The sequence below is a fragment of the Microbacterium sp. ISL-103 genome, assembly GCF_018613995.1.
Lineage (GTDB): Bacteria > Actinomycetota > Actinomycetes > Actinomycetales > Microbacteriaceae > Microbacterium.
On the sequence record NZ_JAGGPD010000007.1, the window covers coordinates 1 to 14,438 of the forward strand.

The window sequence follows — 14,438 nt, forward strand, 5'->3', positions numbered from 1 at the left end:
GTCGGCGCGGGCAACGCGTTCGTCGCAGAAGCCAAGCGCCAACTGTTCGGCACGGTCGCGATCGACCTGCTCGCGGGCCCGAGCGAGGTCGCCGTCATCTCCGACGAGACCGCCGACCCGGTGCTGGTGGCCGCCGACCTGCTGGGGCAGGCCGAGCACGGGCCGAACTCTCCCGCAGCGCTCATCACGACATCCGAAGAGCACGGTCATGCCGTGATCGCCGAGATCGAGCGTCAGCTCGAGACGCTGGCCACCGTCGACATCGCCGGTGCCGCCTGGCGCGACTACGGAGTGGTCACCGTCGCGAAGGACCGCGAGACGGCCGCTGCGCTCATGGACGATCTCGCCCCCGAGCATCTCGAACTTCTCACGGCCGACGACGACTGGTACCACGAGAACCTGCGCAACTACGGCTCGATCTTCCTCGGGCCCTGGAGCACCGTCGCGTACTCCGACAAGGGGATGGCCGGTACGAACCACGTGCTCCCGACGGCCGGCGGAGCCAAGCACAGCGCGGGGCTCTCGGTCTCGCGCTTCCTGAAGCCGCTCACGTATCAGCGCATCAGCCGCGAGGCGACGCCCGAGCTCGCGAACGCGGTGCAGGTGATCTCGGACTCCGAGGGCATGGCCGCTCACAGCGCGACGGCGACCCTGCGGCTCGACCGTCTCGGGTGACGAGGCGTCTCCGGGCGGCCTGATCCGGTGCTGACGGGTAGGTCGGTGCCGGATGCCGGACCGAAGCTGGCTCCGACGGGTAGGTCGCTGCCGGATGCAGGACCAGAACACGGATGCAGGTCGAGATCGCCGATCTCGACCTGCATCCGTTGTTTCGTCCTGCATGTGTGCCGCGCTGAGCACGGCGACCGCGACTCAGAGGGCGGTGTAGCCGCCGTCGACGAGGTGGTAGCTGCCGGTGATGAAGCTCGCGGCGTCGCTGGCGAGGAACGCGATGAGGTTCGCGACCTCGTCGGCCTGGCCGAGGCGTCCGATCGGGTGCTTGCTGATCAGGAAGTCCTTCGCCTCGTCGCCCATGGTGGCAAGCAGCGGGGTGTCGATGAAGCCGGGGCCGACGGAGTTCACACGCACGCCCTGGGCGGAGTACTCGAGGGCGGCCGACTTGGTCATGCCGACGACCGCATGCTTGGCGGCGACGTAGGCGGGGGAGCCGGCGAAGCCGACGCTGCCGAGGATCGAGGCGATGTTGACGACAGAGCCGCCGCCGTTCGCGAGGATCGAGGGGATCTGCGCCTTCATGTTGCGGAAGACGGCGTTGAGGTTGATCGAGATGACCTTGTCCCAGGCCTCGTCGTCGTACTCGGCGGTGGGAGCGGATGCTCCGCCGATGCCGGCGTTGTTCACGCCGATGCGCAGCGGGGCGAGTGTGTTGGCGAGCTCGACCGAGCTGGCGATCCATGCGGTGTCGGTCGCATCGCCGACGGATGCCTCGGCGATGCCGCCGGCGGCGCGGATCTCGTCGACGACCGCGTTCGCGTTGTCCGCGTTGAGGTCGTTGACGACGACGGATGCGCCGTTCTGGGCGAGCAGCAGAGCGGTCGAGCGTCCGATTCCGCTGCCTGCTCCCGTCACGATCGCCGAGCGGTTCGAGACGTCGTACTGAGCCACGAGTGACTCCTCTTCCGGACGGTCGCGGTGCCGGGAGATCTTCTCGGACGGTCCGTCCTAGGGTTCCAGCCTACGCCTGTCCGGTCGAGATGGATGCGCGTGAATGGATCCCGTCGCGCATCGCTCATGCTCACTCCGCCGTCGAGGGGTTCCCTGCCGATACATCCCTCGTCAGGGACTCCCGCCGGGCTCCGCAGGCTCGGAGGATGGAGGTCATGCCCTCCGAACAGTCGCCCGCCCCGAGCATCACCCGCCGTCTGCTGCCGTCCGTGCTCCTGCTTCTGACGGTGTTCGGGCCGATCTCGATGGACCTCTACCTTCCCGCGCTGCCGGCGTTGACCGAGGAGCTCGGCGCGGTGACGTCTGTGGCTCAGCTCACGGTCACGGCCTGCCTGATCGGACTCGCAGCAGGCCAGCTGATCGCCGGCCCTCTGTCTGACAGGTTCGGACGCCGGGGAATCCTCCTGATCGGGATCGCCGCGTACATCCTCACCTCGGTACTGTGCGCGATCAGCCCCTCGATAGAGCTGCTGATCCTCGCTCGTCTCGTGCAGGGGCTCGCCGGCGGAGTCGGAATCGTGATCGCCACGGCGGCCGGCCGCGATGTCTTCGAGGGCAAGGCGCTCATCCGCTTCTACGGGCGCCTGACCGTCATCGGCGGGTTCGCAGCCATCGTCGGCCCCCTGCTCGGAGGCCTGCTGAACACCTTCACCGACTGGCGCGGACTGTTCGTGTTCCTCGCCGCCGTCGGCGTGGTGATTCTCGTCATCACGCTCCGGATGTTCGCGGAGACGCTTCCGGCGGATCAGCGCACCCGCGGAGGGTTCGGCCAGACTCTCCATGCGTACCGCACGCTTCTCGGCGACCGCGTGTTCGTCGGAGCAGTGCTGAATCAGGGATTCCTGTACGCGGCACTGTTCGCGTACCTCGCCGGATCCACGTTCGTGCTGCAGGACATCTACGGGCTCACGCCGCAGTGGTACGCCGCGGCGTTCGGGCTGAACTCCGCAGGCCACATGGTCTGCGGCTACCTCGCCGGTCGCACCGCGGAGCGCTGGAGCATTCACGGCACGCTCGTGGTGGGAGTGGTCGTCACCGGCCTGGGGGCGGTCGCACTTCTCATCGCGGGGCTCGAGCCGCTGCCGCTGTGGATCGTCATCGTGTCGTTGTTCGCACTGTCGAGCGGTGTTGCGGTCACCGCGCCTCCGGCGACCACGCTCGCGCTGTCGGGCTACCCGCAGATGGCCGGCACCGCATCGTCTCTGCTCGGGATGGTGCGGTTCGGGTTCGGGGGCATCGCCGCTCCGTTCGTCGGTGTGGCCGGTGCACTCAGCATCCTGCCGCTCGGCGTGACGACCGTCGTGACCGTGCTGCTCGCCGCGGCCGCCTGCCTGCTGCTGATGCGCAGGCGCACGCTCGCCATCACGCGATCGCCGGCGGCGTCGGAAGCCGCGGGGCCACACCGTCGCTGAGGTCGGTGAGCCCCCGGTGAACGCCAGGCCGGTGCTCGGATTCCGATCCGGCGGAGCGCTTCGAGGTCTCGACCGCTCAGGTCTCGCCCGCACGAAGGCTCTTGACATCCGCCCGACTCAGGCATAACGTACAACCAAATGGTTGCACAAAGAGAACTGAGCGAAGCGGAGGTCGACCGTGTGTTCCACGCATTGGCGACGTCGACCCGGCGCGACATCCTGCGCCGGACGATCGAGCGGGAGCAGTCCGTCTCGACTCTCGCCTCCGAATACGAGATGTCGTTCGCCGCGGTGCAGAAGCACGTCGCCGTGCTCGAAGCAGCGAATCTCATCGTCAAGCGCGCCGAGGGACGCGAGCGGCTCGTCCGCGCGAACCCCGAGATGATCGCCCGCGCCAGGGCGCTCCTCGCCCGATACGAAGAGCTGTGGCGGTCGCGCATCGCACGGCTCGATGAGCTGCTGGCCGAGCCGCCGGCATCCGCATCCGACACCACCACCGACACCACCGATGATTCACGAACCGAAGAAGGAGCCTGACATGCCCGTCACGGATGTCACCACCGATGCCGACAACCTCACCATGACCGTCGTCGCCGATTTCGCAGCGCCGGTCGAGCGGGTCTGGGCCGCGTACAGCGACCCGCGCCAGCTCGAGCGCTTCTGGGGTCCTCCCGGATGGCCGGCGACCTTCACCGCCTGGGACCACACGGTCGGCGGCAGGGCGAACTACACGATGAACGGCCCTCGCGGCGAGAAGGCCTCGGGCACGTGGGAGTTCCTGCGCATCGACGCACCCCACAGCTTCGAGGTGCTCGACTCGTTCGCCGACGAAGCGGGCAAGCCCCTCGAAGGATTCCCGTCGCAGCGCATGTCGTTCGCCTTCGAGTCCACCGCCGACGGCACGCGCATGGTCACGACCAGCCACTTCGACTCGGTCGAGGCGATCGAGCAGGTCGTCGAGATGGGTCAGGTCGAGGGTCTGAAGCTCGCGATGAGCCAGCTCGACGCCGTGCTGCAGGATCTCCGCGACTACGCGCAGGGCAAGGGCACGCAGGTCGAACTGCTCGACGACGTGCACGTGCGCATCACCCGTCTCGTCGAAGGACCGCGCGAGCTGGTCTGGCGCGCGCATAACGAGCCCGATCTCATGAAGCAGTGGCTGCTCGGACCCGACGGCTGGGTCATGACCGAGTGCGTCGTCGCCACCGAGGTGGGCCAGACCTACCGCACCTCGTGGGCGCCGGTGGGGGACACCGAGGGGCAGCCCTTCGGCTTCGAGGGTGAGGCGCTGCTCATCGACGCGCCTCGTCGTTCGGTGCAGACCGAGCGGATGATCGGGATGCCGGTCGAGACGCTCAACGACCTGAACCTCTATGAAGAGGATGGCGCGACGCTCATCACCCTCTACATCGAGTACCCCGACAAGGAGACGCGCGACATGATCCTCGCCACCGGCATGGCCGACGGCATGGAGACCTCGTACGCACGTCTCGAGCGGGAGCTGCTCGCGGTCTGAGATCCGCAAATCCGGAAGACCGGTCGGTTCCCTCGGGGATCGGCCGATCTTCTGCTGTCGCCGGCGCAGAGTTCCGGAGTTATGGAGCGGAAGGAGTGCCGACCTCGCGCCGCCGAGTGCGCGTCGACCAGATCGCCAGGGCGATGAGCACCGGCTGGAAGAAGAGTCGGACGAATCGCTTCATGTCGGTGTCGAGGCCGAAGGCGTCACGGTGCTCCGCCCACTGCGCGATGTTGCCGGGGAAGACGGCGACGAAGAACAGCGCCGCGAGCACACCGACCAGGCCGCGACGCTTGCGTGCGACGAGCAGAGCGGCGCCGAGTCCGACCTCGACGACTCCCGAGGCGAGCACGGTCACGTCAGGATCCAGCGGCACCCAGTCCGGCACCTGTGCCTGGAACTCGTCGCGCGCGAACGTCAGATGCGAGACGCCCGCGAAGACGAGGAAGGAACCGAGGAAGATCCGACCGATGGTGCGTGCGACATTCTTCTTCGACATGGTGCGAGTGTACGCGGGGTCTTCGGGCCGACGGCCGTCAGATCAGGCGGCGGAGCGCGTCTTCGAGCGAGATGCCCTGAGCGGTCGCGCGGTCGGAGAGCCGAGCGTGCTCGTCTCCGCTCAGCGCGATCTTCAGCTCGATCGGGTCGGCGACGGGCTCGTCGTCGAGGCCGTCGAAGAGGTCGGATGCCTCGGCCCAGAGCGGCTCGTCGGCGGTCGATGACGCAGCGGATGCCGCGGGGGCGGGGGGCTCGGGGTCGGCGGTCCCGGCGATCAGAGCGGCATCTGCTTCGAGGGCGTCCGCCCACGCCGCGTCGTCGTCGTTCGAGTCCGCCCGGCCCGCAGCGGCGGCGATCGGTGCGGATGCCGCCACGGCTGCCCCGGCATCCGTAGCCATGGTGAATCCGGGCCCTCGGCGAGGTTCCTGCTTCGCCTGGTAGGCCTTGGCCGCGGCGTTCGCGCGCTCGTCGGCGGCCTCGTTCAGGGGGTGACCGGCGTGGCCCTTGACCCACGAGAACTCGACGTCGCGACCGCGGATCGCCTCGTCGATGCCCTCGAGCAGGTCGCGGTTGAGCACGGGGCCGCCGTCGGACTTGCGCCAGCCCTTGCGCTTCCACCCCGGCATCCACTTCGTCACCGAATCGATCACGTAGCGGCTGTCGCACTCGATCATCAGCTTCTCAGAGATGCCGGCCGTCGCCACCAGGAGTTCGAGCACTGCCCGCAGCTCGCCCTGGTTGTTGGTGCCGTGCGGGGAACCGCCCGCGGCCCAGTTCGCGTCGTCGATGTACCAGGCCCAGCCGTTGGGGCCGGGGTTGCCCAGGGCGGAGCCGTCTGCGGCGGCGGTGATCGTCATCCCTCAACCGTAGCCGCGCCCGGCGACAGCGCCCGCCGTCGTCGTTTCGCATCGCCTCCGCTCCCGACATAGTGTGGGTCGATGCCTTCCGACATCACTTGGGAATCCTGGGTCGGCACCGCTGCGACGATCGCCGCAGTGATCGTCATCGCCGCCATCGCACTCGCACTCCTCGCACTGGTCGCCGCTCTCGTCAGTCGTCGCGTGCCGTGGGTGCGTGATCTCGCCAGGCGGGTGCGCTCCGCGATGATCGCGACGACGACGGTCGTCTCGATCTGGATCGCGGGGGCGATCTCCGAGCCGTCGGCGCAGGGCTGGTGGCCGGCCGTCTCGCGGTTGTTCCTCATCGCCACGATCCTCACCGGCTCCTGGCTGCTCGCCGCCTCCGTCTCGTTCGGCTTCGAACGGCTGATCGCCCGTGAAGAGAGCGTCCTCATCGGGCCCGAAGCCCGCCGCCGCCGCACCCAGCTGCTCGTCATCCACCGGCTCGTGCTGGTCACGATCGCCGTGCTCGCGCTGGGCGCCGTGCTGTTCACCTTCCCCGAGATGAGGGCCGTCGGGACGAGCCTCCTCGCCTCAGCCGGCATCGTGAGCATCATCGCCGGCCTCGCCGCTCAGTCGATCCTCGGCAACCTGATCGCCGGAGTGCAGGTCGCGTTCACCGATGCGATCAAGGTCGGTGACGTGGTGGTCATCCAGGGGGAGTGGGGGCGGATCGGCGAGATCAACCTCTCGTACGTGGTCGTCTACATCTGGGACGAACGGCGCCTCGTCGTGCCCTGCAACTACTTCACGACCACGCCGATCGAGACTTGGACGAGGCGCTCCGACAAGATCCTCGGCACGGTCTATCTGGACCTCGACTGGCGGGTGCCGATGGACGAGCTGCGGGCGGAGTTCCAGCGCGTCGTCGAGGCATCGCCCGCCTGGGACGGCCGGTCGCTCGATGCAACCGTCACCGATGCTCAGGGCGGGTTCATCACCGTGCGACTCGTGATGTCGGCGAAGGACTCGGCAGACCAGTGGACGCTGCGGTGCGAGGTGCGCGAGCGCATCATCGGCTGGCTGCAGCGCGAGCACCCCGAAGCGCTACCGCGAACGAGGGTCGATATCGAGGCTTAGGAACGCGGCACGCCGCTGCCCGGGGCGAACTCAGGCTTCGTCCGGTGCTGTGTCCCGGTCGAAGTCGTCCTCCGGTTCACGGTTCTCGGTCGAGAACGCCTCGGGTGCCGGCGGTGCGACGGGGAAGGCGACCGAGCTGATCGACGCGCCGGCACCGAGTCCGAGACCGAGCGACAGCGGGTCGACGGTGGGCGCCGTGTCGAGCACCTCGGACTCCGAACGCTCGAGCGGTTCGGAGGGCAGAGTCCACTGGTTCTCTTCGTCGTCGGAGCGCTGCTGGAAAAGTCCCATGGGTCCCATTCTGATCCTGCCGAACGACAGGAACGCCGGATTCACACCGGATTGATCGGTTCAGGCAGACGGGGTGATGCGACGGAACGTGAAGTACCCCGCGACATGGCCATGATTGACGACGCCGGTTCCGCTGCTCAGCATGCGTGCCGAGGTCGTCGCCCCCGACTCGACGAACGTATAGCCGGTGTGCTCGAGGCGCCAGCCGATGCGTTCGACCTCGCTGAGGAAGTAGCCGACGTGGTCATCGCTCACGAAGTCGTTCTCTGACGAGCCCCACGACGACGGCTGCCCGGTGAGCCGGCTGACCTCGGTCGGCAGGTGCAGCACCACATCGCCTCGGTCGTACGCATCGCGTGACAGCTGCAGCAGGCGCGTGGCCTCTTCGCTCGTGGGCATGGTGTTCCTCCTCGTGTCGTCGTCCCATCCTGCGTGATGGCGGCCTGTCGTCGTGGTTGCCCCGCCCTGCGACGCGCAGTCTCAGGCGGATGCTTCGCGCACGGCGTCGACGAGCTGTCGCCATGGGCCGTCGAGCGCCGAGTCGGGCAGCTCGCGCTCACGCTCCTCTGAGGGGGTGCGCACCCGGATCAACCAGACGAAGCGGTCTGCACCGGTGTCGGTGTCTGTGTCGGCATCCCACGGGCAGCTGTCGATCATCGCGATCCAGTGGTGCGTCTCTGCGGGGTCGGGCTCGACCCGCCACTTGCGACGGATGCCGGCGATGCCGCCCGTGCGCACCACCGCGATGATGACCTGCGGATCAGTCGGTGGAGGGGACTCGCTCATCTGCATAGACTCCCACGGTCGTCCACGCGCGTCGAGCGGCTGCGGCGGTGGTCTCGTCGATGGCGGAGGCCGCGGCGAGGGTCGCGTCAGCGAAGTCGGTGAAGTTGGCGGTGCTCGACAGGCCTCCCGTGAGCGCCCGGTACCAGACGGTGCCCGCGGTCTCCCACGCGTTGCCGCCGAGGTCGATCGCGAACAGTGCGAATGCGCGGTTGGGGATGCCGGAGTTGATGTGCACCCCGCCGTTGTCTTCGGTCGTGCGCACGAAGTCGCTCATGTGGGCGGGCTGCGGGTCTTTGCCGAGTTCGTCGTCGTCGTAGGCGGTGCCCGGTTCGATCATGGATCGCAGCGCGCTGCCCTGCACGGCATCGGTGAAGATCTCGGCCCCGATGAGCCAGGTCGCCTCTGCTGCGGGCTGCTCGAGCAGATACTGCTCGGTGAGAGCACCGAACACGTCGGCGATCGACTCGTTGAGCGCGCCGGGCTGGCCCTGGTACTCGAGGTTCGCGGTGTACTGCACGACTCCGTGCGCGAGCTCGTGCCCGATGACGGTGGTCGACGAGGTGAAGCCGATGAAGACCTCGCCGTCTCCGTCGCCGAACACCATGCGCTCGCCATCCCAGAAGGCGTTGTCGTAGTCGACGCCGTAGTGCACCGTGGCGTCGAGCGGAGCCCCCGCGTCGTTGAGGGAGTTGCGGCCGAAGGCCGAGAGCAGCATCTCGAAGGTGGCCCCCAGACCGTCGAAGGCCTCGTTGACGGAGGCGTCGGCGACGGGCTCATCGTCTTCGCCGCGAACGATGGCACCGGGGAGCGTCTGCGTGTTGCCGGCATCGCTGATCGTGCGGTTCGGCGCATCGGAGAGCTGGGCGACCAGGTCGCCGTTCTCGTCGATCGAGAGGTCGAGGCGGGCCCGGAACGGCGGTCTGCCCGCCGTCAGAGTCTGCCTCGCGGCGGCAGCGGCGCGCGGATAGCGGCCGGACTCGGCGAGGCGCGCGAGCAGATACGACGGGACGACTCCTGGGGCTGCGGTGTGGCTGCTCATGTTCAGACCCTACGCCGGGGGTGGGACGTTGCGGCAAGGGTCGGCGCATGTCTTCACGCTCGGAGCGGGTGCGCCACGTGAGGCGGAATGCGCCACAGAAGTCCGAATCCGCGGCATCCGGACCATGCACGCGCAATCGGACTTCGCACGTGCACGCGGACCGCGCTCGGAAGGCCGCATCCCGCGGGTTCGGACGCCCCCGAGGCTCCCAGGAACGCACCCCGCGATCTCGCGTAAAATCGGCACAATGACCGATGCGCCCGACTCCACCTCCGACCTGGGTGCCGGTATCGACCCCGACGACCTGGCCACCNNGACAACGAGCACCCCGACTTCGTGGCCGTGCGCCATGCGACCGCGGCGATGTTCAAGGCCGTCAAGCGCGTGCGCCGCAAAGAGATCCGCGACGCGATAGCCGACGCCGACAAGGCCGTCGTCGCCCGCACTGCGACCGGCGCTCCCGACCGCATCGACGACGAGACCCGCGGCCACGACCTGGCGACCAGCGTCGTCGACGCCCCGATCGCCGGCGAGCTGCTCAAGCCCCGCAACTGCTACATCTGCAAGCAGCCCTACACGGTCGTCGACGCGTTCTATCACCAGCTCTGCCCCGACTGCGCGCGATTCAGCCACGGCAAGCGCAACGCCCGCACCGACCTCACAGGCAAGCGCGCGCTGCTCACCGGCGGTCGCGCGAAGATCGGCATGCACATCGCGCTGCGGCTGCTGCGCGACGGCGCGCACACGACGATCACCACACGCTTCCCGCGCGACGCCGTGCGCCGGTTCTCGGCGCTGCCCGATTCGGCCGACTGGCTGCACCGCCTGCGCGTGGTCGGCATCGACCTGCGCGACCCCGCTCAGGTCATCGGCCTCGCCGATTCGGTCGCAGCTCAGGGCCCGCTCGACATCCTGATCAACAACGCCGCGCAGACGGTGCGCCGTTCGCCCGGTTCATACTCTCTGCTCGCGGATGCCGAGCTGCAGCCTCTTCCCGACGGACCGCTGCCCGAGATGGAGACCTTCGGGCACACGGTCGACCCGCATCCGCAGGCGCTGCAGGCGTCGGTCGACTCGCATCCGCTGCTGTCGGTCGCGGCCCTCGGCGGCACGGTCGCCGAGCAGGGCGGTCAGGCGCTGACCGCCGAAGACCTCGCGCGCCTGGCGATGGCCCCCGGATCGTCGTCGCTCGAGAAGCACGCCGACGGCACCGCGATCGATGCCGGCGGACTCGTGCCCGACGTCAATCGCTCGAACAGCTGGGTGCAGTCGGTCGATCAGGTCGACCCGCTCGAGATGCTCGAGGTGCAGCTCGCGAACACGACCGCGCCGTTCCTGCTCATCAGCCGGCTGCGCGCCTCGATGGCCGCGGCGTCGTCGCACCGCAAGTACGTGGTGAACGTGTCGGCCATGGAGGGCCAGTTCTCGCGCCGGTACAAGGGGCCGGGGCATCCGCACACGAACATGGCGAAGGCCGCGCTCAACATGCTGACGCGCACGAGCGCCGGCGAGATGCTCGAGACCGACGGCATCCTGATGACCGCCGTCGACACCGGCTGGATCACCGACGAGCGCCCGCACTTCACGAAGGTGCGCCTGGCCGAAGAGGGCTTCCACGCCCCGCTCGACCTCGTCGACGGAGCCGCCCGCGTCTACGACCCGATCGTGCGCGGCGAGGCGGGCGAAGACATCCACGGCGTCTTCCTCAAGGACTACGAGCCCAGCCCCTGGTGAATTCGGTGGTCTGACCTACGGACGCCGTGCCTGCACGGCCCCCACGACCACGCCGGCGATCACGAGCAGGATGCCGGGGATCGCGAGGAGCACGGCACCGACGACGGTGAAGAACGAGAGCACCGGGCCGACCGTGAAGCGCCCGTCGGCGACGGGGCCGTCGCATGTGATCGTGCCGGGGGAGGCGATGCCCAGCGAGAAGCTCCCCTGGGCGTCCCACTGCTCGGGGATCACGATCGCCTGCTGCAGCATGTCTGGCCTCAGCTGCAGCACGCCGCCGCCGGGGAACGTCCCGGTGCACTTGATCTCGCCCCACTGATCCGACGGGGTCACGTAGATCGCGTGATCGCCCTCGCCGAGATCGACTGTGAGCTCATCGCCGAAGGCGACGGGCGGCGCGAGACGGAAGCCGGGGCTGAACGCGAGTGCGGCAGCGCCGGCGAGGACGAGTGCGCCGAGCAGCACGAGGATCCACCAGGCGCGGCGGGGTCGTCGTGCCCGGGGGGTGCTCATCGCGCGCGGATCTCGAGATTCGCCGAAGCCCAGGTGCCGAGCTGATCGAGGATCGGCAGGAGGCCCCGCCCGCTGTCGGTGAGCGCGTACGAGACGGTGACCGGGGGGCCGGCGTCGACCGTGCGAGCGACGAGCCCCGCCTCGGCGAGCCCTGCCAGGCGGTCGGAGAGCACGGTGTCGCTGATGCCGGCGACGCCGCGGCGCAGCGCGACGAAGGTCGAGGGCCCGCCTCCGAGGGAGGAGACGATCATGCCGTTCCAGCGCTTGCCGAGCACGCTGAAGGCCAGTGTGACGGCGGCGTCGCACACGTGACTCTCTTCGTCGATCTCGGCCATGCGCCCATCCTACCTGTGCTACGTTAACGCGAGTCGCTAAGAAAAACAGAGTGACTACGAAAAACGAAAGGCACCTCTCATGTCCCTGTTCCGCCTGGATGCCAGCATCCTTCCCGCGTCGTCCGCCAGCCGATCGCTCGCCGACCTCGTCGAGGCCGAGTGGACGGCATCCCACCCCGACTCCACCGTGACCCGCCGTGACCTCGCCGCCGACCCCGTGCCCGCGACGGCCTGGGCGGATGCCGTGACCGGCGGCTTCGTCGACGACGCGCAGCGCACCGAGGGCCAGCGCGCTGCGCGCGCCCTCGCCACGACCTTCGCCGACGAGCTGATCGGCGCCGACGCGCTGCTCTTCGCCGTGCCGCTCTACAACTACGGCGTCTCGCAGCACTTCAAGACCTGGTTCGACCTGGCCTACACCGACCCCCGCATCGACCCGCAGGGCACGGCGCTGCGCGGCAAGCCGGCCACCCTCGTCACGGTGCTCGGCGGCAACTACGCACCGGGCACGCCCAAGGAGGGCTGGGACCACTCCACCGCGTGGCTGCGCCGTGTGCTCGAAGACGTCTGGGGCCTCGACCTGCGCGTCGTCGAGCGGCCCTTCACCCTCGTGGGAGTCAACCCGGCGCTCGACGCCTTCGCCGACACCGCTCGCGAGCTCAAGGAGAACGCCGAGCAGTCGGCCCGCACCTACGGCCGCGAGCTCGCCGCACTCCGGGGCGACCAGGTCGCCTGACCCGCTGCGGGACTCGACCCGGCCGCCCTCTCGACCGGCCGCGCCAACCCTGAAACACAGATGCAGGCCGAGATCACGGGTGCATGCCGAGACTGGGGATATCGGCATGCATCCGTCATCTGAGCATGCAGGTGTGCGGGCCTACTCGGCACGGGATGCGGCACGGGATGCGGGTCAGGTGACGGCCCGTCAGGCGACGGCCGCTCAGGCGAGCGGTCGGGGGAACGGATGCGGCAGCCACACCGTCACGTTCATCCCACCGCTCTCGCGTGCGGTGAGCACGAGGGATCCGTCGTGCGCCTGCGCGATGCGCTGCACGATGGCGAGACCGAGTCCGATGCCCGCGTGATCATCGCCGCGTGCGCGCTCGGAACCGCGCTGGAACGGCTCGACGAGAGTCGCCAGCAGATGCGCCGACAGAACCTCTCCGCTGTTCTCGACGACGAGCGCGACCGCCTCGGGGAGCACATGGGTGCGCACCGTGACGGTGCCGCGGGCGGGCAGATTGTGCACGATCGCGTTGTGCACGAGGTTCGTGATCAGCTGCTGCAGCAGGGCCGGAGAACCGAGCACGTTCGCGGTGTCGCCGCCCACATCGAGGGTCACGCCGCGGCGCTCGGCGAGGGGCAGGAGGGTCTCGACCGACTCCTCGGCCAAGAGGGAGAGGTCGAGCGGCTCGCGCGTGAAGGTGCGGCGCTCGGCTCGGCTGAGCATCAGCAGAGCCTCGGTCAGCTCGATCGCGCGGGTGTTGACCTCGTGCAGTCGGTCGATCAGCGCGTCGACGTCGCGGTCGGGGTCGTTGCGGGCGACGTCGAGCATGGTCTGCGAGATCGCGAGCGGGGTGCGCAGCTCGTGCGAGGCGTTGGCGGCGAACCGCTGCTGCTCGGCGATGTGCGCCTCGAGCTGCTCGAGCATCGAGTCGAACACGTCGGCCAGGTCTCGGAACTCGTCGCGCGGGCCCTCGAGCGCGACGCGGTGCGACAGCGACCCCTGGGCTGCGAGCTGGGCTGCGCGCCCGATGCGGTCGAGGGGCGCGAGCATCCGCCCCGCGATGATCCACCCGCCGCCGAGCCCGATCGCGAGCAGCACGAGCATCATCACGATGGCCGCGGGGATGAACGCGCGGATCAGGTCGGAGCGGTTGGGCACGAAGCGGTCGGCGATGATGGCGGCGTCGGGCACATACCGCAGCAGATAGACGGCGACGGCCGCGAGCAGCCCGATGCCCGACACCACGACGACGCCCGCGTAGCTCAGGGTGAGCTTCCAGCGTGCGCTCATGCCGCGGCGCCTGGTCGGGCGGACTCGGTCAGCCATCGGCATCCGTCCCGATGCGGTACCCGACGCCCGGCACCGTGAGGATCAGCCAGGGCTCTCCCAATCGCTTGCGCAGCGACGAGACCGTGATGCGCACGGCGTTCGTGAACGGGTCGGCGTTCTCGTCCCACGCGCGTTCGAGCAGCTGCTCGGCGCTGACGACACCGCCGCCCGCGTCGACGAGCACCTCGAGCACCGCGAACTGCTTGCGGGTGAGCGCGACGTACCTGCCGTCGCGGTAGTCCTCGCGGCGGAACGGATCGAGCCGCAGGCCCGCCACCTCGAGCACGGGGGGCCGCACGCGCTGGCGTCGACGATCGAGCGCCCGCAGGCGCAGCACGAGTTCGCGCAGCGCGAACGGCTTGGTCAGGTAGTCGTCGGCACCGATCTCGAACCCCGTCGCCTTGTCGTCGAGCCGATCGGCGGCGGTGAGCATGAGGATCGGGATGCCGCTGCCCGAGGCCACGATCGAGCGGGCGACGTCATCGCCGGAGGGGCCGGGGATGTCGCGGTCGATCACGGCGAGGTCGTACGAGTTGAGACTGAGCAGCTCGAGCGCCGTGTCTCCGTCGCCGGCGATGTCGGCGGCGATCGCCGCG

The 14,438-nt window shown here is 69.1% G+C and carries 17 protein-coding genes and 1 pseudogene; 7 read left to right on the forward strand and 11 right to left on the reverse strand.

Annotated features, from left to right (window positions below):
• Positions 1 to 675: histidinol dehydrogenase (gene hisD / locus J7E68_RS00280; protein ID WP_215168770.1), on the forward strand; the 675-nt coding region annotated here is incomplete at its 5' end.
• A 195-nt stretch (positions 676 to 870) separates the two neighbouring features.
• Here hisD and J7E68_RS00285 read toward each other — a convergent pair.
• A complete protein-coding gene (locus J7E68_RS00285) occupies positions 871 to 1,623 on the reverse strand; it encodes an SDR family NAD(P)-dependent oxidoreductase (protein ID WP_215168772.1) in 753 nt (250 codons plus the stop codon).
• 215 nt (positions 1,624 to 1,838) lie between these two features.
• On the opposite strand from J7E68_RS00285, the gene J7E68_RS00290 reads away from it, so the two are divergent.
• The 3 genes from J7E68_RS00290 to J7E68_RS00300 all read left to right on the forward strand — a co-directional run bounded on the left by J7E68_RS00290 (position 1,839) and on the right by J7E68_RS00300 (position 4,611).
• Positions 1,839 to 3,095, forward strand: a complete 1,257-nt coding sequence (locus J7E68_RS00290) for a multidrug effflux MFS transporter (protein WP_215168774.1) — start codon at positions 1,839 to 1,841, stop codon at positions 3,093 to 3,095.
• Between the two features lie 138 nt (positions 3,096 to 3,233).
• Positions 3,234 to 3,632: a helix-turn-helix transcriptional regulator gene (locus J7E68_RS00295; RefSeq protein ID WP_215168776.1), complete on the forward strand. Its 399-nt coding sequence runs from the start codon at positions 3,234 to 3,236 to the stop codon at positions 3,630 to 3,632.
• A gap of 1 nt (position 3,633) precedes the next feature.
• Positions 3,634 to 4,611, forward strand: a complete 978-nt coding sequence (locus tag J7E68_RS00300) for an SRPBCC family protein (protein WP_215168783.1) — start codon at positions 3,634 to 3,636, stop codon at positions 4,609 to 4,611.
• A 79-nt stretch (positions 4,612 to 4,690) separates the two neighbouring features.
• Here the strand turns inward: J7E68_RS00300 and J7E68_RS00305 are convergent, their stop codons facing one another.
• Both J7E68_RS00305 and J7E68_RS00310 read right to left on the reverse strand, forming a co-directional pair.
• Positions 4,691 to 5,110: a DoxX family membrane protein gene (locus J7E68_RS00305; RefSeq protein ID WP_215168785.1), complete on the reverse strand. Its 420-nt coding sequence runs from the start codon at positions 5,108 to 5,110 to the stop codon at positions 4,691 to 4,693.
• A 37-nt stretch (positions 5,111 to 5,147) separates the two neighbouring features.
• Entirely contained in the window at positions 5,148 to 5,966 is an 819-nt protein-coding gene (locus tag J7E68_RS00310) for a ribonuclease H (protein WP_215168787.1), read from the reverse strand.
• 81 nt (positions 5,967 to 6,047) lie between these two features.
• Between J7E68_RS00310 and J7E68_RS00315 the strand changes: the two genes are divergently transcribed.
• Positions 6,048 to 7,088, forward strand: coding sequence for a mechanosensitive ion channel family protein (locus tag J7E68_RS00315; protein WP_215168789.1), 1,041 nt, complete (start codon positions 6,048 to 6,050; stop codon positions 7,086 to 7,088).
• A 30-nt stretch (positions 7,089 to 7,118) separates the two neighbouring features.
• Here the strand turns inward: J7E68_RS00315 and J7E68_RS00320 are convergent, their stop codons facing one another.
• The 4 genes from J7E68_RS00320 to J7E68_RS00335 form a co-directional block, all read right to left on the reverse strand.
• Positions 7,119 to 7,379, reverse strand: a complete 261-nt coding sequence (locus J7E68_RS00320) for a hypothetical protein (protein WP_215168791.1) — start codon at positions 7,377 to 7,379, stop codon at positions 7,119 to 7,121.
• A 60-nt stretch (positions 7,380 to 7,439) separates the two neighbouring features.
• Complete coding sequence (locus J7E68_RS00325) at positions 7,440 to 7,778, reverse strand: hypothetical protein (protein WP_215168793.1); 339 nt, start codon at positions 7,776 to 7,778, stop codon at positions 7,440 to 7,442.
• 81 nt (positions 7,779 to 7,859) lie between these two features.
• Positions 7,860 to 8,165, reverse strand: a complete 306-nt coding sequence (locus J7E68_RS00330) for a protealysin inhibitor emfourin (RefSeq protein WP_215168795.1) — start codon at positions 8,163 to 8,165, stop codon at positions 7,860 to 7,862.
• Complete coding sequence (locus J7E68_RS00335) at positions 8,140 to 9,204, reverse strand: M4 family metallopeptidase (protein ID WP_215168797.1); 1,065 nt, start codon at positions 9,202 to 9,204, stop codon at positions 8,140 to 8,142. Before J7E68_RS00335 ends, J7E68_RS00330 begins: the two co-directional genes overlap by 26 nt.
• A gap of 247 nt (positions 9,205 to 9,451) precedes the next feature.
• Between J7E68_RS00335 and J7E68_RS00340 the strand changes: the two are divergent.
• Positions 9,452 to 10,938: pseudogene (locus J7E68_RS00340) on the forward strand (SDR family NAD(P)-dependent oxidoreductase).
• 15 nt (positions 10,939 to 10,953) lie between these two features.
• On the opposite strand, the gene J7E68_RS00345 reads toward J7E68_RS00340, so the two are convergent.
• Together J7E68_RS00345 and J7E68_RS00350 are read right to left on the reverse strand one after the other, a co-directional pair.
• Complete coding sequence (locus J7E68_RS00345; protein ID WP_215168799.1) at positions 10,954 to 11,451, reverse strand: hypothetical protein; 498 nt, start codon at positions 11,449 to 11,451, stop codon at positions 10,954 to 10,956.
• The gene (locus tag J7E68_RS00350; protein WP_215168801.1) at positions 11,448 to 11,786 is read right to left on the reverse strand and encodes a helix-turn-helix domain-containing protein; all 339 of its coding nucleotides are present in this window, start codon (positions 11,784 to 11,786) and stop codon (positions 11,448 to 11,450) included. Before J7E68_RS00350 ends, J7E68_RS00345 begins: the two co-directional genes overlap by 4 nt.
• Positions 11,787 to 11,865: 79 nt before the next feature.
• Between J7E68_RS00350 and J7E68_RS00355 the strand changes: the two genes are divergently transcribed.
• On the forward strand, positions 11,866 to 12,522 hold the full coding sequence (locus J7E68_RS00355; protein ID WP_215168803.1) for an NAD(P)H-dependent oxidoreductase: 657 nt from the start codon (positions 11,866 to 11,868) through the stop codon (positions 12,520 to 12,522).
• A gap of 204 nt (positions 12,523 to 12,726) precedes the next feature.
• On the opposite strand, the gene J7E68_RS00360 is transcribed toward J7E68_RS00355, so the two are convergent.
• Positions 12,727 to 13,803, reverse strand: coding sequence for a HAMP domain-containing sensor histidine kinase (locus J7E68_RS00360; protein ID WP_215168805.1), 1,077 nt, complete (start codon positions 13,801 to 13,803; stop codon positions 12,727 to 12,729).
• A 28-nt stretch (positions 13,804 to 13,831) separates the two neighbouring features.
• A partial coding sequence (locus J7E68_RS00365; RefSeq protein ID WP_215168807.1) for a response regulator transcription factor occupies positions 13,832 to 14,438 on the reverse strand: 607 nt, incomplete at its 5' end.